Source organism: Olsenella uli, from assembly GCF_016900775.1.
GTDB lineage: Bacteria > Actinomycetota > Coriobacteriia > Coriobacteriales > Atopobiaceae > Thermophilibacter > Thermophilibacter uli_A.
The window spans coordinates 20,838-42,989 of the sequence record NZ_JACJKN010000008.1; the positions used below are offsets into that span (position 1 = coordinate 20,838).

At 70.8% G+C, this 22,152-nt stretch carries 21 protein-coding genes and 2 pseudogenes; 22 read left to right on the plus strand and 1 reads right to left on the minus strand.

Features of this window, described 5'->3' with window-relative positions; all coding sequences use genetic code 11:
• Positions 1 to 5 precede the first annotated feature (5 nt).
• The 14 genes from H6A23_RS06275 to holA all read left to right on the plus strand — a co-directional run bounded on the left by H6A23_RS06275 (position 6) and on the right by holA (position 12,136).
• Positions 6 to 941: an aspartate carbamoyltransferase catalytic subunit gene (locus H6A23_RS06275; RefSeq protein ID WP_204831348.1), complete on the plus strand. Its 936-nt coding sequence runs from the start codon at positions 6 to 8 to the stop codon at positions 939 to 941.
• Positions 925 to 2,238, plus strand: coding sequence for a dihydroorotase (locus H6A23_RS06280; protein WP_204831349.1), 1,314 nt, complete (start codon positions 925 to 927; stop codon positions 2,236 to 2,238). Before H6A23_RS06275 ends, H6A23_RS06280 begins: the two co-directional genes overlap by 17 nt.
• Positions 2,235 to 3,023, plus strand: a complete 789-nt coding sequence (locus H6A23_RS06285) for a dihydroorotate dehydrogenase electron transfer subunit (protein ID WP_204831350.1) — start codon at positions 2,235 to 2,237, stop codon at positions 3,021 to 3,023. The genes H6A23_RS06280 and H6A23_RS06285 overlap by 4 nt, the downstream gene beginning before the upstream one ends.
• Positions 3,023 to 3,967, plus strand: a complete 945-nt coding sequence (locus tag H6A23_RS06290) for a dihydroorotate dehydrogenase (protein WP_286165864.1) — start codon at positions 3,023 to 3,025, stop codon at positions 3,965 to 3,967. The genes H6A23_RS06285 and H6A23_RS06290 overlap by 1 nt, the downstream gene beginning before the upstream one ends.
• Positions 3,961 to 4,683: an orotidine-5'-phosphate decarboxylase gene (gene pyrF, locus H6A23_RS06295; protein ID WP_204831351.1), complete on the plus strand. Its 723-nt coding sequence runs from the start codon at positions 3,961 to 3,963 to the stop codon at positions 4,681 to 4,683. Before H6A23_RS06290 ends, pyrF begins: the two co-directional genes overlap by 7 nt.
• 196 nt (positions 4,684 to 4,879) lie before the next feature.
• A complete protein-coding gene (gene mihF / locus H6A23_RS06300; protein WP_075280074.1) occupies positions 4,880 to 5,188 on the plus strand; it encodes an integration host factor, actinobacterial type in 309 nt (102 codons plus the stop codon).
• Complete coding sequence (gene gmk / locus H6A23_RS06305; protein WP_204831352.1) at positions 5,189 to 5,794, plus strand: guanylate kinase; 606 nt, start codon at positions 5,189 to 5,191, stop codon at positions 5,792 to 5,794. It begins immediately after the preceding gene.
• The gene (locus tag H6A23_RS06310; RefSeq protein ID WP_204831353.1) at positions 5,769 to 6,053 is read left to right on the plus strand and encodes a DNA-directed RNA polymerase subunit omega; all 285 of its coding nucleotides are present in this window, start codon (positions 5,769 to 5,771) and stop codon (positions 6,051 to 6,053) included. The genes gmk and H6A23_RS06310 overlap by 26 nt, the downstream gene beginning before the upstream one ends.
• A gap of 7 nt (positions 6,054 to 6,060) precedes the next feature.
• On the plus strand, positions 6,061 to 7,308 hold the full coding sequence (thiI, locus tag H6A23_RS06315) for a tRNA uracil 4-sulfurtransferase ThiI (RefSeq protein WP_204831354.1): 1,248 nt from the start codon (positions 6,061 to 6,063) through the stop codon (positions 7,306 to 7,308).
• A gap of 198 nt (positions 7,309 to 7,506) precedes the next feature.
• Complete coding sequence (locus tag H6A23_RS06320) at positions 7,507 to 8,214, plus strand: ComEA family DNA-binding protein (protein WP_204831355.1); 708 nt, start codon at positions 7,507 to 7,509, stop codon at positions 8,212 to 8,214.
• Positions 8,207 to 10,540, plus strand: a complete 2,334-nt coding sequence (locus tag H6A23_RS06325) for a ComEC/Rec2 family competence protein (RefSeq protein ID WP_204831356.1) — start codon at positions 8,207 to 8,209, stop codon at positions 10,538 to 10,540. The genes H6A23_RS06320 and H6A23_RS06325 overlap by 8 nt, the downstream gene beginning before the upstream one ends.
• Before the next feature lie 44 nt (positions 10,541 to 10,584).
• A complete protein-coding gene (locus H6A23_RS06330; RefSeq protein WP_204831357.1) occupies positions 10,585 to 10,854 on the plus strand; it encodes a type II toxin-antitoxin system Phd/YefM family antitoxin in 270 nt (89 codons plus the stop codon).
• Positions 10,844 to 11,155: a type II toxin-antitoxin system RelE/ParE family toxin gene (locus tag H6A23_RS06335; RefSeq protein ID WP_204831358.1), complete on the plus strand. Its 312-nt coding sequence runs from the start codon at positions 10,844 to 10,846 to the stop codon at positions 11,153 to 11,155. Before H6A23_RS06330 ends, H6A23_RS06335 begins: the two co-directional genes overlap by 11 nt.
• 18 nt (positions 11,156 to 11,173) lie before the next feature.
• Positions 11,174 to 12,136, plus strand: a complete 963-nt coding sequence (holA, locus tag H6A23_RS06340) for a DNA polymerase III subunit delta (protein ID WP_204831359.1) — start codon at positions 11,174 to 11,176, stop codon at positions 12,134 to 12,136.
• A gap of 336 nt (positions 12,137 to 12,472) precedes the next feature.
• On the opposite strand, the gene H6A23_RS06345 is transcribed toward holA, so the two are convergent.
• On the minus strand, positions 12,473 to 13,150 hold the full coding sequence (locus H6A23_RS06345) for a GntR family transcriptional regulator (RefSeq protein WP_204831360.1): 678 nt from the start codon (positions 13,148 to 13,150) through the stop codon (positions 12,473 to 12,475).
• Positions 13,151 to 13,427: 277 nt separating this feature from the next.
• Here H6A23_RS06345 and H6A23_RS06350 point away from each other — a divergent pair, with 277 nt between their 5' ends.
• From H6A23_RS06350 to H6A23_RS11800, 8 genes and pseudogenes are all read left to right on the plus strand, one after another.
• Entirely contained in the window at positions 13,428 to 15,041 is a 1,614-nt protein-coding gene (locus tag H6A23_RS06350) for a mannitol dehydrogenase family protein (protein ID WP_204831361.1), read from the plus strand.
• 44 nt (positions 15,042 to 15,085) lie between these two features.
• The gene (gene uxuA / locus H6A23_RS06355; protein WP_204831362.1) at positions 15,086 to 16,168 is read left to right on the plus strand and encodes a mannonate dehydratase; all 1,083 of its coding nucleotides are present in this window, start codon (positions 15,086 to 15,088) and stop codon (positions 16,166 to 16,168) included.
• A gap of 167 nt (positions 16,169 to 16,335) precedes the next feature.
• Positions 16,336 to 17,751 carry a glucuronate isomerase gene (gene uxaC / locus H6A23_RS06360; protein WP_204831363.1) on the plus strand — a complete coding sequence of 472 codons (1,416 nt, stop codon included), beginning with the start codon at positions 16,336 to 16,338 and terminating at the stop codon, positions 17,749 to 17,751.
• A 286-nt stretch (positions 17,752 to 18,037) separates the two neighbouring features.
• Positions 18,038 to 19,078 (plus strand): sugar kinase, encoded by a 1,041-nt coding sequence (locus H6A23_RS06365; protein ID WP_204831364.1) that lies wholly within the window; start codon positions 18,038 to 18,040, stop codon positions 19,076 to 19,078.
• Between the two features lie 101 nt (positions 19,079 to 19,179).
• Complete coding sequence (gene eda, locus H6A23_RS06370; protein WP_286165865.1) at positions 19,180 to 19,821, plus strand: bifunctional 4-hydroxy-2-oxoglutarate aldolase/2-dehydro-3-deoxy-phosphogluconate aldolase; 642 nt, start codon at positions 19,180 to 19,182, stop codon at positions 19,819 to 19,821.
• Between the two features lie 299 nt (positions 19,822 to 20,120).
• Positions 20,121 to 20,861: pseudogene (locus H6A23_RS11790) on the plus strand (sugar-binding domain-containing protein); the annotation flags it as partial.
• A 93-nt stretch (positions 20,862 to 20,954) separates the two neighbouring features.
• Positions 20,955 to 21,704 (plus strand): annotated as a pseudogene (locus H6A23_RS11795) (glycoside hydrolase family 2 TIM barrel-domain containing protein); the annotation flags it as partial.
• Entirely contained in the window at positions 21,690 to 22,085 is a 396-nt protein-coding gene (locus H6A23_RS11800; RefSeq protein ID WP_394805977.1) for a DUF4982 domain-containing protein, read from the plus strand. The pseudogene H6A23_RS11795 and the gene H6A23_RS11800, both read left to right, overlap by 15 nt.
• Positions 22,086 to 22,152 lie beyond the last annotated feature (67 nt).

Genomic DNA, 22,152 nt, shown 5'->3' on the forward strand with positions numbered 1-22,152 from the left:
CGCACATGCTGTCCGTCAAGCACCTGATCGACACGACGAGCCTCACTGCCGACGACATCACGCAGATCCTCGACACGGCGCGCTCGTTCTCCGAGGTCAACAAGCGCGCGATCAAGAAGGTCCCCGCGCTTCGCGGCCGCACGATCGTGAACCTCTTCCTCGAGCCGTCCACGCGCACCAAGAGCTCCTTCGAGCTCGCCGAGAAGCGCCTCTCGGCCGACTCCCTCTCCATGGGCGGCGCCACGTCCTCCGTGGTCAAGGGCGAGAGCCTGGCCGACACCATCGAGACCATCGACGCCATGAACGTCGACATGTTCATCTGCCGCGCCAAGCTCGCCGGCACGCCGCAGAAGATCACCGAGCACACCGACGCCATCGTCATCAACGCCGGCGACGGCAAGCACCAGCACCCCACCCAGGCGATGCTCGACCTCTACACCATCCGGGAGAACTTCGGCCACCTCGACGGCCTCAAGGTCGCCATCGTGGGCGACCTCTCCCACAGCCGCGTCTGCGGCAGCCTCGTGCCCGCGCTCAAGACCATGGGCGCCGACGTCACGCTCGTGGGCCCGCCCACCTTCCAGGTGGACGACCCCGACTACTACGGCGTGCCCCAGACGGCCGACCTCGACGCCGTCATCCCGGAGATGGACGTCGTCTACATGCTGCGCGTCCAGCTCGAGCGCATGGAGGGCGCGGCCATTCCGTCCCGCCGCGAGTACAACCGCCTCTGGGGCCTCGACATGGCGCGCGTGGACCGCATGAAGCCCGAGGCCATCATCTGCCACCCCGGTCCCATGAACCGCGGCATGGAGATCAACGCCGACGTGGCCGACTGCGCGCGCTCGCGCATCCTCGACCAGGTGAACGCCGGCGTCCTCACGCGCATGGCCGAGATGTACCTGCTTCTGGGAGGAGAGAACAATGGCGTTTCTGCTTAAGGGTGCCCACGTCGTCGACCCCCAGGTGGGCCTCGACGACGTCCGCGACGTGCTCATCGAGGGCGAGAAGATCGCCGCGGTGGGGGAGTGCCTCGAGGCGCCCGCGGGCGCGGAGGTCATCGACGCCGCCGGCAAGTACCTCGTGCCCGGCCTCGTCGACATGCACGTGCACTTCCGCGACCCCGGCTTCGAGTACAAGGAGACCATCGAGACCGGCGCCCGCGCGGCCACGCACGGCGGCTTCACCGACGTGGCCACGATGCCCAACACCGATCCCGTCACCGACAACGGCGCCGAGGTCCGCTACCAGATCGACCGCTCGCGCCACGCCGGCCTCTGCCACGTGCGCCCCATCGGCGCGCTCACGGTGGGCGAGAAGGGCCAGACGCTCGCGGAGATCGGCGACATGGTCGTGGAGGGTGCGGTCGCCTTCTCAGACGACGGCCACGGCGTTCAGAGCGCCGGCATGATGCGCACCTGCATGGAGTACGTGAGCCAGTTCGACAAGGTCGTCTCCGCGCACTGCGAGGTGGAGTCGCTCACCACGCACGGCGTCATCAACGAGGGCCGCGCGAGCACGCGCCTCGGCATGTTCGGCTGGCCCGCGCTCGGCGAGGAGCTCGAGATCTACCGCGACATCGAGCTCTGCCGCATGACCGGCTGCGCCCTGCACATCGCCCACATCTCCACCGGGAAGGGCCTCGAGCTCGTCCGCGCCGCCAAGGCCGAGGGCCTGCCCGTGACCTGCGAGGTGGCCCCGCACCACCTGTTCCTCTGCGAGGACGACATCACCGACGCCTACGACACCAACCTCAAGATGAACCCGCCGCTGCGCACCGCCGCCGACGCCGCGGCCCTGCGCGAGGGCATCCTCGACGGCTCGATTGACTGCATCGTGACCGACCACGCCCCGCACGCCCCGCACGAGAAGGACTGCGAGTGGGAGATCGCCTTCTTCGGCATCGTGGGCCTCGAGACGTCGCTGCCGCTCATGCTCACCAACCTCGTGCTGCCGGGCACGATGAGCTGGTCGCGTCTCGTCGAGGTCATGGCCGTGAACCCGCGCGCTTGCCTGCGCCTGCCGGAGGTCCGCGTGGAGGCCGGAAGCACCGCCGACCTCACGCTCATCGACCCGGCGGCCGAGGTCACGGTCACCGAGGACTGGCTCCAGAGCCGCTCCAAGAACTCCGCGTGGCTCGGCAAGACCCTCACGGGCGCCGCGTGCGACGTCTTCGTCGCCGGCCGCCACACGCTCACGAACGGCGAGGTCACCCCGGTCAGAAGGGTCCTGCGATGAGCGCCGGGCTCGCCGTCCACGACTTCTCCGTCGTCTCCAACGAGCCCGTGGCGGACGGGCTCGTGCGCATCGTCCTCTCCGCGCCCGAGCTCGCCTCCGCGCTCAGACCGGGCCAGTTCGTGAACATTCACGTGCCCGGCGACGCGAGCCAGGTCCTGCGGATCCCGCTGTCCTTCAGCTGCGCGGACGCCGCGGCCGGGACCGTGGAGATCGTCTACGCCGTCGTGGGCGACGGCACGCGCCGCCTCTCCGAGATGGCGGCGGGGGAGCGCTCCACGGCCGTCGGGCCCTGCGGCAACCCGTGGCCCGCGGTCGAGGGCGCCCGGCGCGCGTGCGTCGTGGCCGGCGGCGTGGGCGTCACGCCCGTCGTGGCCTGCGCCCGCATGCTCGCCGCCTCGGGCGTGGCCTTCGACGCCGTCGTGGGCGCGCAGACCGCCGGCAGGCTCTGGGGCGCGGAGGCGCTCGCGGGCCTCGGCGCCGGCACCGTCGCCGTGACCACCGACGACGGGAGCGCGGGGCGTCGCGGCTTCACCACCGACGCCCTCGCCGACCTTCTCGCCGCAGGCGACTACGACGTCGTCTACGCCTGCGGCCCCGAGGTCATGATGGCCGGCGTGGCCCGGATCTGCCATGAGGCGGGCGTGGCGTGCCGCGTCTCCATGGAGCGCATGATGTGCTGCGGCTTTGGGGCGTGCGGCACCTGCAACGTGGCCATGGCCGACGGCACCTACAAGTCCTGCTGCAAGGACGGACCCGTCTTCGACGCCGAGGAGGTGGCGTGGTAATGGGCGAGAAGAACCTGGGCGCCCGGGACGTGAGCATGGCGGTCGACCTCGGCGGCGTGCGCATGCAGAACCCCGTCAACACCGCGTCGGGCACCTTCGCCTTCGGCTCGGTCTTCGAGGACTTCTTCGACGTGGCGCGCCTCGGCGCGATCACCCTCAAGGGCTGCTCGGCCGAGCCCTGGCCCGGAAACCCCGCGCCCCGTATGTGCGAGGTGCCGAGCGGCATGATGAACACGGTGGGGCTTGCCAACCCCGGCGTCCGCGGGATGGTCGAGAGCTACGGCGAGTACCTCGCCGGGCTCGAGGGGCGCGGCTGCCGTGTCATCGTGCAGGCCGCCGGCCACGCGGTCGAGGAGTACGTGGCGGCCGTCGAGCTCATCGAGGAGCTCTGCCCGTGGGCGAGCGGCGTGGAGATGAACATCTCCTGCCCCAACATCGCCCGCGGCGGCGCCCTCGTCGGCGGCACGCCCGAGAGCGCCGCCGAGGTCGTGCGCGCGGTGCGCCCGCGCGTCAAGCGACCGCTGCTCGTCAAGATGGCCCCGGTCCGCGTGCCGGAGGTCGCGCGCGCCTGCGAGGCCGAGGGCGCGGACGCCCTCTCCCTCATCAACACCATCAACGGCATGTCCATCGACGTGCGCACGCGCAGGAGCCGCCTCTCCAAGCCCACGGGCGGCGTCTCCGGCCCCGCCATCCACGCCATCGCCGTGCGCATGGTCTGGGAGGCGGCGCAGGCCGTCAAGATCCCCATCAACGGCGTGGGCGGCATCGCCACGTGGCAGGACGCGGCCGAGATGATCCTCGCCGGCGCCACCTCGGTCACGGTGGGCACCGCCAACTTCTACGACCCCGCCTGCGCGGCAGACATCGTGGACGGCCTCGCCGCCTGGGCCGCCGAGCAGGGCGTCACGGACATCAACGAGCTGATTGGAGCCTTCGAATGCTGACGTACGAAGAGGCAAGCGACAAGGTCATCATCGCGCTGGACTGCTCCAAGGAGCGCGCCTTCGAGCTGGCTGACGCGCTCGCGGGCAAGGCCACGTGGGTCAAGGTGGGCATGACGCTCTTCTACGCGGAGGGCCCCGCCATCGTGGACGCCATGCGCGAGCGCGGCCTGCGCGTCTTTCTCGACCTCAAGGTCCACGACATCCCGTTCCAGGTGCAGGGAGCCGTGCGCGCGGCGTCCCTCACGGGCGCGGACATCCTCTCCATCCACGGCCTGGGCTCCTCGGCCATGATCGCCGCGGCGCGCAAGGGCGCCGAGGAGGCGGCCGAGCTGCGCGGCGGCGAGCGCACGCGCCTCGTGGCCATCTCCGTGCTCACGAGCATGGACCAGGCGGCGCTCGCCGAGATCGGCGTGGAGTCGCCGGTCGCCGAGGAGGTGGCGCGCCTCGCGAGCCTCGCCTACGGGTCCGGCGCCGACGGCATCGTCTGCTCGCCGCAGGAGGCCGCCGAGATGCGCGCGCTTCTCGGCCCGGATGCCCTGATCGTCACCCCGGGCGTGCGCCCGGCGGGCGCCGAGGTGGGCGACCAGAAGCGCATCGCCACGCCGGCCGCCGCGATCGCGGCGGGCGCGTCCAAGCTCGTCATCGGCCGCCCCATCACGGCCGCCGAGGACCCCGTGGCCGCCTTCGACGCCATCTGCGCCGAGCTGATGGCGTAGGGACCGCGGAGCCCCTGAGCTGCGCTTTTGCTGAGGGCCCTCCCGTCGCCCGCGCGGCGTTCGTGTGAAGGTCTGCCCTCTGACCTGCACCTTTGGTGAAGAAGGCTTGCAAAAGCGGAGCTAAATGGGCACACTAGTTTCTTGCGAAGCCGTCGGGCGGTGCCCTGCGGCTCAACGGATTGAAATGGAGGAACACATGGCTCTACCCCAGCTTACCGACGAGCAGCGCAAGGCCGCTCTCGAGAAGGCCGCCCAGGCTCGTCACGAGCGCGCCGAGCTCCGCGAGAAGATCAAGAGCGGCAAGGTCGCCCTCGAGGACGTCCTCGACTCCGACGACCCCATCGCCAGCCGCATGAAGGTCTCCACCCTCATCGAGTCGCTCCCCGGCTACGGCAAGGCCAAGGCCTCCAAGATCATGGACGAGCTCGGCATCTCCGCCACCCGTCGCGTCAAGGGCCTTGGCGCCCGCCAGCGCGAGCAGCTCGTCGAGGCTCTCTCCAAGTAGGTGGCGAGGAGAGCCAGGCTCTTCGTCGTATCCGGACCGTCAGGCGTGGGCAAGGGAACGCTCGTCTCGCTCCTTCGCGAGAGGCTCCCGCGCCTGGGCCTGACGGTCTCTGCCACGACGAGGGAGCCACGACCGGGCGAGAAGGACGGTGTGTCCTACTACTTCCTCGATGACGACGAGTTCGAGCGCCGCGTCGAGGCGGGCGAGTTCCTCGAGTGGGCCTGGGTGCACGGGCACCGCTACGGCACGCTCAGGAGCGAGGCCGAGCGGCTGCTCGCCGAGGGCCGCTCGGTCGTGCTGGAGATAGACGTGCAGGGCGGTATGAGCGTGCGCGCTGCCCACCCCGACGCCGTCCTCGTCTTCATCGAGCCGCCCAGCATGGACGAGCTCGAGCGCCGCCTGCGCGGCCGCGGGACCGAGGACGAGGCGTCCGTTGAGCGCCGCCTCGCCAACGCCCGCAGCGAGATGGCGCGCGCCGGCGACTATGACGCGCGCGTCGTCAACGACGACCTCGAGCGCGCCGTGGCCGAGCTCGCCAGTGTTATTGAACGCTTTGAGACAAACGGAGGTCCCACGAACGATGTCTGTGACCAAGCCCGAGATTGACGCCCTGCTCGAGAAGACCGAGCACAACCCCTTCCTGCTCTGCTCGATCGCGTCCAAGCGCGCCTGCGACATCAACAACATGGTGCGCGGCCAGCACCTGCGCGTGACCGCCATCCAGGACTTCGACGACATCACGACCGTCGTCTCGGGCAAGGACCCCGTGTCCGTTGCCATGCAGGAGATCGAGGACGGCACCCTGAGCTTCGTCAAGGAGGACTTCGACGAGGACATCCGGGGCGCCAACACGATCGCCCTGTAGGAGTCCCATGACGGAGAGACTCTGCCTCGTCCACTACCACGAGATCGGCCTCAAGGGCAAGAACCGCTCGACCTTCGAGAACCAGCTCGTCACGAACCTCCACCGGGCGCTCAGGGCCTTCGAGCCCTCGAGGATCGCGCGCGTGTCCGGCCACCTCGTGGTCGAGGTCGCCGACGGGCGCGCGAGCGAGGAGCTCGCCGCCGCCATCCGGCGCGTGCCCGGCGTGGCGCGCGTCTCGCTCGCCTACAAGTGCGGCCTCGACGCGGGCGAGTACACGGCCGCGGCCATCCGCGCCCTCGGCGAGGCGGGGGAGTTCGGGAGCTTCAAGGTCCACGCCCGCCGCTCGTCGACGACCTACGAGCTCCACAGCCTTGACATGAACCGCCTCGTGGGGGCCGCCCTCTGCGAGGCCTTCCCCGAGAAGAAGGTCGACGTCCACACCCCCGACGTCACGGTCGTCGTCCACGTGGTCCAGGGCTCCACCTACGTCTACGCGGCCTCCGCGCCTGGCGTGGGCGGCCTTCCCGTGGGCACCGCCGGCAAGGTCGTGACCCTGCTCTCGAGCGGGTTCGACTCGCCCGTGGCCACCTGGATGGTGGGCCGCCGCGGCGCCACCTGCGTGCCCGTGCACTTCTCGGGCCGCCCCATGACCTCGGACACGAGCGAGTGGCTCTGCCAGGACGTCGTCGAGGCGCTCGCGCCCGCAGGCATCGTCGGCCGCCTCTACGTGGTGCCCTTCGGCGAGCGCCAGCGCGAGATCTCGCTCGCGGTGCCCCAGGGCCTGCGCATCATCATGTACCGTCGCGTCATGATGCAGGTCGCCGAGCGCATCGCGCGCCTCGAGGGCGCAAAGGCGCTCGTCACCGGCGAGTCGCTGGGGCAGGTGGCCTCCCAGACGCTCGACAACATCGCCGCGGTGAACGAGGCCGTCACCATGCCCGTGCTCCGCCCGCTCATCGGCTCGGACAAGCAGGAGATCATCGCCCGCTCGCAGGAGATCGGGACCTACGACATCTCGTGCCAGACCGCGCCCGACTGCTGCACGCTCTTCATGCCGCGCCGCCCGGAGACCCACGCCCGCCTCGAGCAGGTCCTCGAGGCCTGGGAGTCCTTCGACCACGAGGCCATGGTGGAGGGCCTCGTGAGGGACGTCGAGTGGCGTGATTTCACGCAGTGCCCCTCGTATCACGCGCCCAAGGGAGGCCTGCGCGAGCACCATGGCGAGCTCTCCCCCTGGATGGGCGGCGAGCGGTAGGCCCCCGTCCCGCGAGCGGCGCCCCCAAAGGGCGACCTCATATCAAACCCTGTAGCGGCACGCCCCCTTTGAGCTGGGGCGTGCCGCCTTTTCGTCAGCGACGCGTCAGCTTCGTGCGCGCGCCCTGGCGAGAAGTTCGCCCATCCCGCGCCCGGAACGACCGAGGGGTGCCACGCTGGATGCGGGAGGCGATGCGGAATGGCGCAGAGGAATCATCGGAGGGGCCCGGGCGCGCTCGGGAGGCTGGCGACGCGGTACGGCGTGACGGGGCGGCGCGCGGCAGCGGTGGCGCTCGTCATCGCGCTGCTCGCTGCCGGAGGGGCCGCCGCCCTCGGCCTCTCGACCATGGGCGGCGTCGAGGTCGCGCGCGACGAGGGGGCCGCGGCCGCGCGGCAGGAGGTCCCGGCCGAGGGCGGGGAGGCGCCCGGCGAGGAGGGCCCCGCGGCCCCGGCCGAGGGGGAGGCCACCGCGGAGGGGGTCGTGGTGGTGCACGTCGACGGGGCCGTGGGCGCGCCGGGGGTCTACGAGCTTCCCGGCTCCCCGCGCGTGAACGACGCCATCATGGCCGCGGGCGGCCTCGCGGAGGGGGCGGACACCTCCGGGCTCAACCTCGCCGCGCCCCTCTCGGACGGAGAGAAGGTCCACGTGCCGCTCGCAGGCGAGTCCCAGCCCTCGCCCGCGCCCTCCGCGCCGGGCGCGGGCGAGGGGGCGGGCGGCCTCGTGAACCTCAACACCGCCACGCTCGAGGAGCTCGACGAGCTTCCCGGCGTCGGCGAGGCGACGGCGCGCGCCATCCTCGAGGATCGCGAGAAGAACGGGCCCTTCTCGTCGCCCGAGGACCTCATGCGGGTCTCGGGGATCGGGGAGAAGAAGTTCGAGAAGCTCGAGGGACTCGTCTGTGTCTGAGTCGGTCGCCCTGCCGCCGCGCCCGGCGCTTCCCCACGCGCTCTGGGCCCTGCTCGCCGCGCTCGCCGCCGAGCGCGCGGCCCTCGCCCTCGCGCCGGGCGCCGCCGCGCTCGCCGCCGCGTCGGCGGTGCTCGCCGCCCTCGCGCTCGCGCTGGCCCGCCCGGGGCGCGCCGCGCTCGCCCTGCCGCTCGCGGCGGTGCTCCTCGCGTCGCTCGCGGCCTCGGGCCTCTCCTGCGCGGCCGAGCTCTCCCGCCAGGCCGCGCTCGCCCAGGCCCTCTCGACGAGCTCCGTCTCGTCGTGGGAGCTGCGCCTCGTCGGGGACATGTCGCGCGGGGCGAACGCGTGGCGCGGGCGTGCGGTGGCCTCGTGCGCGGGCGGGCCCGCGGGCGAGGTCTGGCTGCTCGCGGACGAGCCACTCGAGCAGGGGACGCGCCTCTCCTGCGTCGGCCGCTTCGAGCCGAACGGGGACGACGACTGGGGCGCCTCCTCGCGCGCGCAGGGGATCTGCGGCACCGTGCGCGCGGTCCGCGCCCTCTCGGCGGAGCCGGCGGGCGGGCTCTCGGGTGCCGTCCTGGCCCTTCGCTCCGCGGTCCTCGCGAGCCTCGACGCGGGCTCCTCGGACGAGCGCGCTCTGCTCGCGGGCAGCGTCTGCGGCTCGATGGCGGCCATCTCCGAGCGCGGCCTCGACGACGCGTTCGCGCGCTGCGGCGTCTCGCACCTCGTCGCCGTCTCGGGCGGTCACCTCGCGCTCGTCTGCGCGCTCGTGGCGGCCCCGCTCGGGCGCTTTCGCCTGGGGCCCGCCGGGCGCGCCGCGGCCCTGCTCGCCCTCACGGGGCTCTTCGTCGCGTTCTGCGGGGCGCCCGCCTCGGCCGTCCGCTCGTGGGCCATGTCGCTCGTGGCCGCGCTCGCGCGCCTCCTGGGGAGGCGCGCCCACCCGCTCTCCTCGGTGAGCCTGGCGTCCCTCGCGATGGCGCTCGCCGACCCCGGCGTCACGGGCCAGCTCGGCTACCTGCTGTCCGTTGCCTGCGTCTGCGGCATCTGCGCGCTCGGCGGCTACGCACGCTACCTCGTGCGCGTCCTTCTCCCCGCGCCGCGCCTCCCCGCGGCCCTGCCCGCGCGCGCCCGCGCGGCGCTCTGCCGCCTGGGCTCGGAGGCTACAGACGCGCTCGCCCTCACGCTCGTCTCCCAGGCGGTCACGATGCCGCTCACCTGCGCCGCGTTCTCCCAGCTCTCGCTCGTGGCGCCGCTCGCCAACGTCCTTCTCGCCCCGCTCTTCACGCCGTTTCTCGGCGCGGGGCTCGTCGCCGCGTGCCTCGCCTGGGCGCCCGCCCTGCAGGCGCCCGCGCTCCTCGCGGCCGACGCGCTGGGAGGGGCCATCGTGCGTCTCGTCGGCCTGCTCGGCGGGCTCCCGCTCGCGAGCGTGGCGGTGAGCGTGGAGGAGGGGCCGGCGCTCGCGGCCATGCTGGCCGCGTCCGGGGCGCTGCTCGTCTGGTGGCCCCGCGCCTCGCGCCGGGCGATCGCCGCCGCCCTCGGGCTTGCCGTGGCGGCCGCACTCGCGTGGCTCCTGCGCTGGCGCCTGCTCGCCCCGGCCCGCGTCGTGGTCATGGACGTGGGGCAGGGCGACGCGATCCTCGTGACGGACGGCGCCGCGTCGCTGCTCGTGGACACCGGCCCCGGCGACGCCGTGGTGGCCGCCCTCGCGCGCGCCGGCGTCACGCACCTCGACGCCGTCCTGCTCACGCATCTCCACGACGACCACGCCGGCGGCCTCGCTGACGTCCTCGGCGCCGTCTCGGTGGGCCGCGTCATCGTGGGCGAGGGGGCGGAGCCGGGCGCGGCGGCGGGCGGCCTGCCGGTGGAGTGGGTCGGCCACGGGGACGCGCTCGCCGTCGGGCGCTTCTCGCTCGAGGTGGTCTCGCCCCTCGAGCCGGCCGACGGCTCCGGCAACGAGGGCTCGCTCGAGCTCCTGGTCGCCTTCCGCGACGGCGGGCGCGAGCTCACGGCGCTTCTCGCCGCGGATGCCGAGGAGCCCGAGACGTCGGCCGCCCTCGCGCGCGGCGACGTGGGCGACGTCGACCTCCTCAAGGTGGGCCATCACGGCTCGGCCGCCTCCGTCGGCATGGAGACCGCCCGGGCGCTGGACCCGGAGGTGAGCGTGGCGAGCGCGGGGGAGGGAAACTCCTACGGGCACCCCGACCCGGCCTGCGTGGAGGCCCTCGAGGGGGCGGGGTCGCTCTTCCTGTGCACCATCGAATGCGGGGACGTGACGGTCGAGCCGGGGGAGTCCGGGCCGGTTGTCACCTGTCAGAAGGGAGGCATGCCATGAGTGCTACACTAGGGGCCACAATCGTGGCCCAAAGGGGGTGTGAAATGCCAAGGTGCGTGCCCATCAAGGAGATCAAGAACACCGTCGAGTTCGCGCGGATCGTCGAGGAGTCGCCGGAGCCCGTCATCGTGACCCGCAACGGGCGCGAGGCCTTCGCGGCCATGTCCATGGAGGTGCTCGACGCGATGCGCGTGGAGCGCGCCCGCGCCGAGCTCTACCGCCTCGTTGACGAGGCGGAGGAGGACATCCGCGCGGGTAGGGTCGTGGACGCCCGCGAGTCGATACGAAGGACGCGTGAGCGCTATGGCCTATGATGTTATCTTTGCCAATGCGGCCCGGCGGGACAAGGAGCAGATCGCTTCCTACCTGCTGCATGAGCTCCAGAACCAGACGGCCGCGCGGGGCTTCCTGGACGGCCTCGAGCGCGTGACGGGCAACCTGGCGCAGTTCCCGGAGATGTACCCGCGCGTTAGCGAAGGCAGGCTCGCCGCGGGCGGCTACCGCAGGGCCGGGTTCGGGAGCTACGTCGCGCTCTACGGCGTCAATGACGATACGGGCACGGTCGAGGTCGCCCGCGTCTTCCACGCGCTTCAGGACTACGCGCGGCTGCTCTAGCCGCGAGGGGAGGAGAAGATGGCAGACAAGCCCGCGCTTCTGGCGGCCTACCTCATCGTGGGGCCGGACGAGCTCAAGCGCAAGCAGGCGCTCGCCCGCCTCAAGGCCCGCGTGGACGGGCCCTTCGCGGCCTTCAACCTGGAGGAGCTCGTCGCCCCGGGCGACCTCGAGCCGGTGGGCGTGCTCGCCTCGCTCAACACGCTGCCGATGGGCGGCGAGCGCCGCGTCGTCGTCATCGAGAACGCCGAGAAGCTCCCCAAGCCCGTCTCTGAGGCCGTCGTGGGCTACCTCGACAACCCCAACCCGAGCTGCACGCTCGCGCTCGTGGCCACGACGCTCGCAAGGACCACGCGCCTCTACAAGGCCGTCGCCAAGGTCGGCCCCCGCACGGTGATCGACTGCGCGGCCAAGAAGGGCCGCGACCTGCCGCCCTACGTGCAGAAGCTCGCGGCGGCCCACGGCGTCTCCATCGCGCCCGATGCGGCGCGCGAGCTCGTGGCGCGGGTCGGCGAGTCCACGACGATGCTCGACACGCAGGTCGCGACCCTCGCCGCGCTGCTCGGCGGCTCGGGGACGATCACCTCCCCCTTCGTGGAGGCCAACGTCGCCCGCGTGGCCGAGGTCAAGCCCTGGGAGTTCCTCGACCGGCTCTCCGCCCGGGACGCCCATCGCGCCCTCGCGCTCTACCGGCTGCTGGACGGCTCGGCGCTCGGGCTGCTCTCGCTCGTGGCGGGCCGCCTGCGCGAGCTCGTCTGCGCCCGCTCGCTCGCCGCGCGCGGGCAGGCCCACGCGCTCGCCGCCGAGCTCAAGAAGCAGGACTGGCAGGTGAGAAACCACGGCCGCTGGGCGCGCGCCTTCGCCGACGGCGAGCTCGAGCGCCTGCTCGGCGCCTGCGCCGAGGCCGAGCGCGCCCTCAAGAGCGGCGTGGAGGCGGACGAGGTCATGCCCGCCCTCATCGCGCGCGTCTGCGGCGCCGCCTGATTCCGCGGGGCGAGAAGAACGTCGGGACGGCCCCGCACCCTCTCTCCGCGGGGCCGTCCCGACGTTTCGCCAGCCGGAACCGTCGCCAGTCCACCGCACAATCAGCCTGCGGGGCCATTCCGACGTTCCGCCCGCCTAAACTGTCGCCAGACCCCCGCAGTGCGCCCCGCGGGGCCGTCCCGACACCCCGTCTTCCCGGATCGTCGCCAGACCCCCGCAGCGCGCCTGCGCGGCGCCGAGGCGACAGACCTCGGCGCAAAAAACGTCGCCGGGGCCCCGCGCAGCCAGCCTGCGGGGCCCCGGCGACGTTCTTCTCGCCCTTCCTGCCGGGCGGCGCTAGCTCTCCGTGAAGTACTCCGGGTGGGAGACCGAGATGGGGTGGTAGTCGATGTGCGCCTTGCGCAGGTGGCGCGAGGTGAGGTAGGACGCCTCGTTGGTGTCGTGCGCGGCGATGGCGTCGCGGATCTTGTGGTGCTGGTCCATGACGACGTCCCACTCCACGCCCGAGGTCAGCACCGCGAGCCAGCGGAAGCGCTCGTAGTGGACGTTGGTCATGTTGAGCCAGTCCCAGAGCGGCGCGCGGTCCGCGATGACGAAGAAGGTCTCGTGCATGAGGTTGTCCGACTCGAAGAACGCGAGCTCGTCGGCGGCCTCGACGGCGTCCTCCTGCTGCGCGATGATGGCGTCGATGCCGGCGATGTCGGCCTTGGTGGCCTTGGCGCAGCACTCGATGACGACCTGCCGCTCGAGGCACTCGCGGGCGAAGCGCGCGTCCTCGCAGGAGCGCATGTCGATCTTGGAGACGTAGGTGCCGCTCTGGGGCACCGTGTTCACGAGCCCCTGCTGCTGGAGGAGCACGAGCGCCTCGCGCACGGGCGTGCGGCCGAGCCCGAGCTCCTCGCAGAGGCGCTTGGGCACGAGGCGCTCCCCGGGCTTGTAGCGCGAGAACACGAGCGCGCGCCGCAGGGCCTCGTAGGCCTGGGTCTGCAGGGTGGGGGTGTCCTTCTCGTGCATGCTCGTCCTTCTCGCTTTGCTTCTCGTGGTGTCAGGCAATGTCTTATTTTACGGGTTGGCGCGCGCGCCGGCCGTCCGATTCGCGAGCGCGACGCAATCTCCAGGCCCTCCGGACACTCAAAGCCGAATACCGACCGCTGGCGGATTCCCCGCAAAACCTCGCGTCTCGCCGGTTGAGTTGGAGGGGCGCTCAAACTAATATATCAGTTTAGGGGGAACCGAAGGGGCCTGCGGCACCGCGCTCGCGCGGGCGCGGGCGAGAAGGACGGAGGAGTACATGGCAACACTCAAGAACTGGCAGGAGAGCCGCGACGAGCTCGAGGGCAAGGGGGTGCGCCTGCCCCAGTGCGACGTCGACGCCCTGCGCAAGGCGGGCGCCGAGCAGCCGGTGTGGATGCACTTCGGCGGCGGCAACCTCTACCGCGCCTTCCACGCCCAGATCGCGCAGGACCTCGCGGACAAGGGGCTGCTCTCCCGCGGCGTCGTGGTGGCGGAGACCTTCCGCCCGTTCACGATCGACGAGGTCTACGCCCCCTATGACAACAACATCCTGCAGGTCGTCATGAACGCCGACGGCACGCTCGACGAGCGCGTGCTCGCCGTCACGGCCGGCGCCATCTTCGCCAACGCCGACCGCCCGACCGACTACGCCCTCGCGCGCCGCTACTTCGAGAGCCCCGACCTCCAGCTGGTCACCTTCACCATCACGGAGAAGGGCTACGGCCTCACCAACGCCTCCGGCAAGCTGCTGCCCTACGTGGCCGCCGAGATCGAGGCCGGCCCCGCGCACGCCGCGAGCTCCATGGGCATCGTCTGCGCGCTGCTCGTCGACCGCTTCGAGGCGGGCGCGGCGCCCATCGCCATGGTCTCCACCGACAACTTCTCGCAGAACGGCCGCCGCTTCCAGGAGGCCATCCTCACGATCGCCCGCGGCTGGCTCGAGCACGGCCACGTCACGCAGGACTTCGTGGACTACGTCTCGGACGAGTCGCGCGTGAGCTTCCCCTGGTCGATGATCGACCGCATCACCCCCAACCCCTCGCCCGAGACCGAGGCCGCCCTGCGCGAGCAGGGCTGGGAGGACCTCGACCTCATCACGACCTCCGGCCCGACCTTCGCCGGCTTCGCCAACACCGAGGCGGCCCACTACCTCGTCATCGAGGACTCGTTCCCCAACGGCCGGCCGGCCCTCGAGGAGGGCGGCGTGATCATGTGCGACCGCGAAACCGCCGAGCGCGCCGATACCATGAAGGTCACCGCCTGCCTGAACCCGCTGCACACGTGCCTGGCCGTCTACGGCTGCCTGCTCGGCTACACCCGCATCTGGCAGGAGATGGAGAACCCGGACCTCGTGGCGCTCATCAGGAGGCTCGGCTACGACGAGGACCTGCCCGTGGTCGTGGACCCCAAGGTCATCGACCCCAAGACCTTCATCGACGAGCTGCTCGCCGAGCGCCTGCCCAACAAGAGCCTGCCCGACGCACCGCAGCGCATCGCGGCCGACACCTCGCAGAAGGTGCCCATCCGCTATGGCCACACCCTGAACGCCTACCTCGAGGCGGGGCGTGACGTCTCCGGGCTCGTGGCGATCCCGCTCGTGATCGCGGGGTGGATGCGCTACCTGCTCGCCGTCGACGATAGGGGAGAGGCCTTCGAGCCGAGCCCCGACCCGCTGCTCGCCGACCTCAGGGCCCAGCTCTCCGGCATCTCGCTCGGCGAGACCGACCCCGCCAAGATCCACGAGGCGCTGAGCCCCATCCTGTCCAACGCCGAGATCTTCTCGCTCGACCTCTACGAGGCCGGCCTCGGCGAGAAGATCGAGGGCATGTTCGCCGAGCTCAACGCCGGCCCCGGCGCCGTGGCCGCCACCATCGCGCGCTACGTCGGCTAGACAACCCAGAGCCGGGCACGGGCCCGGAGAGAGAGGAGAGGGACATGGAGCTCACCTTCCGCTGGTACGGCCCCAACGAGGAGAAGATCACGCTCGAAGAGATCAGCCAGATCCCCGGCTGCAAGGGCATCGTCGGCACGCTCTTCGACATCCCCGCAGGCGAGGTCTGGCCGCGCGAGCGCATCCACGAGCTGCGCGAGATGGTCGAGGCCCACGGGCTCACGCTCAAGGTCATCGAGTCGGTGAACGTCTCCGACGACATCAAGATCGGCACCGAGAAGCGCGACGAGCACATCGAGAACTACAAGGAGACGATCCGCAACCTCGCCGCCGAGGGCGTCAAGGTCATCTGCTACAACTTCATGCCGGTCTTCGACTGGGTGAAGTCCGACCTCGACTATGTCCTGCCCGACGGCTCGCGCACGCTCGCCTTCGTCAAGGCGAACATCCCCGACGACCCGCAGGTCATCATCGACCGCGTGGCCAACGGCTCGGGCGACTTCACGCTGCCCGGCTGGGAGCCGGAGCGCCTGGCGCAGGTGCGGGCCCTCCTCGACGCCTACAAGGACATCGACGACGACAAGCTGCGCGAGAACCTCGTCTACTTCCTCGAGGCCATCATGCCCACCTGCGAGGAGTGCGACGTCAAGATGGCCATCCACCCGGACGACCCGCCCTACTCGCTCTTTGGCCTGCCGCGCATCATCAAGAACCGCGAGGACCTCGACTGGCTCTGCACCGCGGTGGACACGCCCTACAACGGCATCACCCTGTGCTGCGGCTCGATCGCCGAGGAGCCCGGCAACGACATCTACTCCATCCTCGCCGAGTTCACCCGCCGCGGCCGCATCCACTTCGTGCACATGCGCAACATCAAGTACATCAACCCCGACGAGCCCGGCAACAAGGACTTCTACGAGGCGCCGCACCCCAGCCCCTGCGGCTCGCTCGACATGTACAAGATGATGAGGGCCCTGCACGACAACGGCTTCACGGGCTACATGAGGCCCGACCACGGCCGCATGATCTGGGGCGAGACGGGACGCCCGGGCTACGGCCTCTACGACCGCGCGCTCGGCATCGCCTACATCAACGGAATGTGGGAGGCCATCGAGAAGGGCGCGTAGGTCCTCTCGGCCCCGCCGCCGCATATGATCCCGCGCTCGGACAGCTTTGCTTCGCAAAGAACTCGCGCGGGACATATGCGACGGCGGGGCTGGTGGCTCAAGCGCCCTTCTCGGTTGCTCCCGCGCGATTCCCACCCTCTGGGTTCTGGGCGAAAGGGGATTCTTCCATGCTTCTGAACGATGACTTTCTGCTGACCACCGAGTGGGCCAGGAGGCTCTTCCACGACCACGCGGAGAAGATGCCGATCATCGACTACCACTGCCACCTCGACCCGCGCCAGATCTACGAGGACGTGCACTTCTCGGACCTCGCCCAGCTCTGGATCTGCGACAACGGCGCCGGCGACCACTACAAGTGGCGCCTCATGCGCGCCAACGGGACGCCCGAGCGCCTCATCACCGGCGACGGCGAGCCCTACGAGAAGTTCCTCGCCTACGTGGACACCATCGAGCGCGCGCCCGGCAACCCGCTCTACGAGTGGAGCCACCTGGAGCTGCGCCGCGCCTTCGGGATCGACCTCACGATCTGCCGCGCCAACGCCGAGGAGATCTGGCGGCGCGCGGGCGAGCGCATCGCCGAGGCGGACTTCTCCGCCAAGGGCCTCATCCGCGCCTTCGACGTGCGCTGCGTCTGCACCACCGACGACCCGGCGAGCGACCTCGCCTGGCACAAGCTGCTCGCCGCCGAGGAGGCCGAGAACGGCTTCAAGGTCCTGCCGACCTTCCGCCCCGACGGCCTCATGGGCATCGACAAGCCTGACTTCGCCGCCTACATCGGCCGCCTCGCGGACGTCTCTGGCGTGGCCGTCACCGACTGGGCGAGCCTGAAGGCCGCCGCCGCCCAGCGCGTGGCCTACTTCCACGAGGTCGGCGGCCGCCTCGCGGACCACGGCATGAACTCGTTCTTCTACGCCGGCGCCACCGAGGACGAGGTGGCCGGCATCGTGGCGCGCGCCCTTGCGGGCGAGGCCCCGAGCAAGGCCGAGGTGGACGCCTACCAGAGCGCGCTCACGCTCTTCCTCATGGGCGAGTACGAGCGCCACGGCTGGACGCTCCAGCTGCACGCCAACGTCTTCCGCAACGCCAACTCCCGCGGCTTCGCCGCGCTCGGCGCCGACGCCGGCTTTGACTCCGCCGGCGACCAGCCGGGCCTTGTGGGGCAGCTCGCCCTGCTCCTCGACGCCGCCAACAGCGCCGACGCCCTGCCCAAGACGATCATCTACACGCTTGACGAGTCCCAGTACATGGGCATCGCCACGCTCATCCAGTCCTTCCAGGGCGGCTGCCGCCAGCGCCTGCAGCTCGGCTGCGCCTGGTGGTTCTTCGACCACTTCGCGGGCATGAAGAGCCAGCTCACGATGTACGCCCAGGAGAGCCTGCTCGCCAACTTCACCGGCATGCTCACGGACTCCCGGAGCTTCCTCAGCTACCCGCGCCACGAGTACTTCCGCCGCGTGCTCTGCCACACCGTCGGCGAGTGGGTCGAGATGGGCCGGCTCCCCGAGGACGAGGCCTACCTCGGCGGCCTCATTGAGGACATCTGCTACAACAACGCGCACGACTACTTCGGCTTCTTCGAGTAGGCGCGCCCGGCGACCTGACGCCCGCCCTTCGTCGCCGGGGCCCCGCGGAGCGGATCTGCGGGGCCCCGGCGACGTTTCTGCTCCGGGAAGCGTCGCCTGCGCCCCGCACGGTGGCGTTGCGGGGCGCAGGCGACGCATTTCGGGGGCCGGGGTTCCGGGCGGCGGCGCCCGGCCGCCTCCGCCGCCCGTCGAATTGCGAAGCCGCTCGCTGGACGGCCGTGGCGCGGCCGCCGCACGGCGGATACACTGTTCTCATTAGTGATATATCACGGGGCAAGGAGATACCATGGCTGATGATGTGACGGGCAGCGGGAGGGTCCTGTCGCTCGGCGAGATCATGTGCCGCCTCTCCGTGGGCGGCGGGATGCGCCTGGCGGACGCCGCGTCCTTCGACGCGCACTACGGCGGGGCGGAGGCCAACGTCGCCATCTCGCTCGCCAACTTCGGGCACGAGGCCACCTTCGCCACGAAGGTGCCGGAGAACCCGCTCGGCGACGCGGTGGTGCGCCACCTCCACAGAAACGGCGTCGACACCTCGCAGGTCCTGCGCGGCGGGGCGCGCCTCGGCACCTACTACCTCGAGATCGGCACCGCCAATCGCGGGTCGGTCGCCGTCTACGACCGCGCCGGCTCCTCGTTCGCGACGATGGCGTCCTGCGAATGGGACGTCGACGAGCTCTTCTCGGGCGTGGGGCTCTTCCACGTGACGGGCATCTGCCCGGCGCTCTCCGCGTCCTGGCGCGCGCTCACGCTCGAGCTCGTGCGCGCCGCGGCCGAGCGCGGCATCCCCGTGAGCTACGACGTCAACTTCCGGGGCAAGCTCTGGACGTGGGACGAGTGCATGGACGCCTTCCGCGACGTCCTGCCCTACGTCACCTACCTCGCCGCGAGCTGGGGCGACGTCCAGAGCGCCCTCGGCCTTGCGCGCACGCCCTGGAGCGAGGAGGCCATGGTCGCGGCCTACGATGCGCTCGTCGCCGCCCATCCGGGCGTCCGCGCCATCTACTGCACGCGGCGCGTCGCGCACTCGAGCAGCTCGAACGACCTCACCGGCTACCTCTACACGGCCGACGGCACGGGCGCCGCGGGATCGCTCGCGCGCTCCCGCACCTGGCACGTGGAGCCCATCGTCGACCGCGTGGGCGGCGGCGACGCCTTCGCCGGCGGCGTGCTCCACGGGCTTCTCGCCGAGATGGCGCCTGCCGACGCCATCGAGTTCGCGGCCGCGGCGAGCGTGCTCAAGCACAGCGTGGCGGGCGACGCCAACCGCTTCACGGCCGCCGAGGTCACCGACTTCATGGCCAGCGGCGCTGACGTCAAGCGCTAGCCTGCGAATTGGGGACAGTCCCCGATTCGCAGATATGATTGATATCAAACTATTATGTAAATTGGGGACTGTCCCCAATTCGCAGACGTGAGGGGGAGCCCATGTACATGGACAGCTACTACGAGAAGGTCGAGAGGCTCGCGATCATCCCGGTCGTCGTCCTGGACGACGCCGCCGACGCCAAGCCGCTCGCCGACGCGCTCGTCGCCGGCGGGATGCCCTCGGCCGAGGTGACGTTCCGCACGGCCGCCGCGGCCGACTCCATCCGCGCCATGCGCGCCGCGCACCCGGACATGGCGGTGGGCGCGGGCACCGTGCTCTCCGTCGATCAGGTCGACGAGGCCGTCGAGGCGGGCGCCGAGTTCATCGTGAGCCCGGGCTTCGACGAGGAGGTTGTCCGCCACTGCATGGAGCGCGAGCTCCCGGTCTTCCCGGCCTGCGTCACTCCCACCGAGGTCATCGCCGCCCGCAAGCTCGGCATCCACGTGACCAAGTTCTTCCCGGCCGCGCAGTACGGCGGCCTCTCCACCATCAACGCGCTCGCCGCGCCCTTCGTGGGGCACCGCTTCATGCCGACGGGCGGCGTCTCGCCGGCCAACGTGGCTGAGTTCCTCGCGAGCCCTCACGTGATCGCCTGCGGCGGCACCTGGATGGTCAAGGCCAACCTCATCAAGGAGGGCCGCTTCGACGAGGTCGAGCGACTCTGCCGCGAGGCCATGGGCATCGTGGCCACGGTGCGGTAGCGCCGCGCGCCCCTCTCGCCACGCGTCGCGCCCCCAGGTGCCGGCGCGCCACACAACGCAGCGACTCGGCCATCCGCCGCAAGGGGCAGGCTCGCCCGCAGGCGGGTGGCCGAGCTTCCGTGCGATGGGGGAGGGCGGCCCGCGGGCGGGCTCCGAGACACGGCGCCCCGCCCTCCGCTGGGACGGGAAATGCGGCCGGTCAGGGGGCGCGCCGACGCCATGGCCCCGTTATGCGCTAGACTGATATATCAGTTGGAAGTGCCGTACTGGAGCGGCGGGGAGCCGAGGAAAGAGGGAGCATGCGCACGTATACGAACCTGAACGCGGGCTGGACCTTCACCAAGCCGGGGGACGCCCCGATCACGGTGGACGTCCCGCACACCTGGAACAACCTTGACGGCCAGGACGGCGGCAACGACTACTGGCGCGGGACCTGCGCCTACGAGCGCCGCTTCACGGTCCCGGCGTTCGACCCCAAGAGGCAGGTCGTCTACCTCGAGTTCGAGGGCGTCAACGCCACGGCGGACGTCGAGGTCAACGGCATCGCGTGCTGCCACCACGACGGCGGCTACTCCACCTTCCGCACCAACGTCACCGAGCTCGTGAAGCCCGGCGACAACGGCCTGCTCGTCCACGTTGACAACTCCAAGAACGACCGCGTCTACCCCCAGAAGGCCGACTTCACCTTCTACGGCGGCATCTACCGCGACGTGCGCCTGCTCGTTGCCGACGCCACGCACTTCTCGCTCGACTACCACGGCGGCTCCGGCATCGCCGTCACGCCCAAGATCTCCGACGGCGAGAAGGACGCGGACGTGCGCGTGCAGACCTGGGTGGACGGGCCTGAGGCCGCCTCCGCCGAGGTCCGCGTGACCCTCGTCGACGCCTCCGGCGCCACGGTGGGCACCGCGACCGGCACCGACGTCACCGTGGCGCTGCCCGGCGCGCACCGCTGGGACGGCCTCGACGACCCGTACCTCTACACCGCCCGCTGCGAGCTCGTCGTCGCCGGCACCGTGGTGGACGAGGTCTCCACGCGCTTCGGCGTGCGCAGCTTCTCCTACGACGCCAAGGGCGGCTTCTTCCTCAACGGCCGCAGCTACCCCCTCCGCGGCGTGTGCCGCCACCAGGACCGCAAGGCGCTCGGCAACGCCCTCACGGAAAAGGAGCACCGCGAGGACATGGCCCTCATCCGCGAGATCGGCGCCAACACGCTGCGCCTCGCGCACTACCAGCAGGCCCAGTTCTTCTACGACCTCTGCGACGAGGCCGGCATCGTGGTGTGGGCGGAGATCCCCTACATCTCCGAGCACATGCCCAACGGCCGCGAGAACACCATCTCGCAGATGACCGAGCTCATCACCCAGAGCTACAACCACCCCTCGATCGTGTGCTGGGGCGTCTCCAACGAGATCACCATCTCCACCAAGGACAAGGCGGACATGCTTGACAACCACCGCGTCCTCGACGAGCTCTGCCACAAGCTCGATCCCACCCGCTTCACCACGCTCGCCTGCTACGCCATGTGCGGGCCCTTCAACAAGTCCGCGTTCGTGACCGACGTCGTGAGCTGGAATCTCTACCTCGGCTGGTACGTGCCGGGCCTCTTCCTCAACGACCTCTGGTTCGGCTTCTTCCGCCTCGTGCACCCCAACCGCGTCATCGGCATGTCGGAGTACGGCTGCGAGGCCATGCCCAACCTCCACTCCTCGCGGCCGCGCCGCAACGACCACACCGAGGAGTACCAGTGCGTCTACCACGAGTACATGCTCAAGTTCTTCGCCAAGCACCCGTACCTGTGGGCAACGCACGTCTGGAACATGTTCGACTTCGCCGCCGACGCGCGCGACCAGGGCGGCGAGCCAGGCATGAACCACAAGGGCCTCATCACCTTCGACCGAAAGACCAAGAAGGACTCCTTCTACATCTACAAGGCCTGGTGGAGCAGCGAGCCCTTCGTGCACCTGTGCGGCAAGCGCTACGTCGACCGCGCCGAGGAGGCCACGAGCGTCAAGGTCTACTCCAACCAGAAGGAGGTCACGCTCTTCGTCAACGGCTCCAAGCTGGAGACCCGTCGCGAGGACCCCAAGAACCCGCACGTCTTCACGTTCTTCGTCCCGCTCAAGAAGGGCGAGAACAGCATCGAGGTCACGTCCGGCCAGCTCTCTGACTCCGGCACTATCCGCCGCGTCGACACGCCCAACCCCGACTACGTGCTCCAGAAGAAGAGCACCCAGAAGTCCAACTGGGCGGACAACGAGTAGGCCACCCCCGTCCATCCTTCCCGGCAACGCCCCGGCGCCGCGCGCGTCGGGGCGTTGCCGTTCTTCT

Bases quoted from the DNA above. Each gene is read 5' to 3' on its own strand.
- H6A23_RS11800 (WP_394805977.1), top strand. From the start codon at position 21,690: ATGAACCACAAGGGCCTCATCACCTTCGACCGAAAGACCAAGAAGGAC.
- H6A23_RS06310 (WP_204831353.1), top strand. From the start codon at position 5,769: ATGTCTGTGACCAAGCCCGAGATTGACGCCCTGCTCGAGAAGACCGAG.
- H6A23_RS06280 (WP_204831349.1), top strand. From the start codon at position 925: ATGGCGTTTCTGCTTAAGGGTGCCCACGTCGTCGACCCCCAGGTGGGC.
- H6A23_RS06290 (WP_286165864.1), top strand. From the start codon at position 3,023: ATGGGCGAGAAGAACCTGGGCGCCCGGGACGTGAGCATGGCGGTCGAC.
- H6A23_RS06285 (WP_204831350.1), top strand. From the start codon at position 2,235: ATGAGCGCCGGGCTCGCCGTCCACGACTTCTCCGTCGTCTCCAACGAG.
- H6A23_RS06345 (WP_204831360.1), bottom strand. From the start codon at position 13,150: ATGCACGAGAAGGACACCCCCACCCTGCAGACCCAGGCCTACGAGGCC.
- H6A23_RS06365 (WP_204831364.1), top strand. From the start codon at position 18,038: ATGGCTGATGATGTGACGGGCAGCGGGAGGGTCCTGTCGCTCGGCGAG.
- mihF (WP_075280074.1), top strand. From the start codon at position 4,880: ATGGCTCTACCCCAGCTTACCGACGAGCAGCGCAAGGCCGCTCTCGAG.
- thiI (WP_204831354.1), top strand. From the start codon at position 6,061: ATGACGGAGAGACTCTGCCTCGTCCACTACCACGAGATCGGCCTCAAG.
- holA (WP_204831359.1), top strand. From the start codon at position 11,174: ATGGCAGACAAGCCCGCGCTTCTGGCGGCCTACCTCATCGTGGGGCCG.
- H6A23_RS06335 (WP_204831358.1), top strand. From the start codon at position 10,844: ATGGCCTATGATGTTATCTTTGCCAATGCGGCCCGGCGGGACAAGGAG.
- H6A23_RS06330 (WP_204831357.1), top strand. From the start codon at position 10,585: ATGCCAAGGTGCGTGCCCATCAAGGAGATCAAGAACACCGTCGAGTTC.
- uxuA (WP_204831362.1), top strand. From the start codon at position 15,086: ATGGAGCTCACCTTCCGCTGGTACGGCCCCAACGAGGAGAAGATCACG.
- pyrF (WP_204831351.1), top strand. From the start codon at position 3,961: ATGCTGACGTACGAAGAGGCAAGCGACAAGGTCATCATCGCGCTGGAC.
- H6A23_RS06350 (WP_204831361.1), top strand. From the start codon at position 13,428: ATGGCAACACTCAAGAACTGGCAGGAGAGCCGCGACGAGCTCGAGGGC.
- eda (WP_286165865.1), top strand. From the start codon at position 19,180: ATGTACATGGACAGCTACTACGAGAAGGTCGAGAGGCTCGCGATCATC.
- H6A23_RS06275 (WP_204831348.1), top strand. From the start codon at position 6: ATGCTGTCCGTCAAGCACCTGATCGACACGACGAGCCTCACTGCCGAC.
- uxaC (WP_204831363.1), top strand. From the start codon at position 16,336: ATGCTTCTGAACGATGACTTTCTGCTGACCACCGAGTGGGCCAGGAGG.
- H6A23_RS06320 (WP_204831355.1), top strand. From the start codon at position 7,507: ATGGCGCAGAGGAATCATCGGAGGGGCCCGGGCGCGCTCGGGAGGCTG.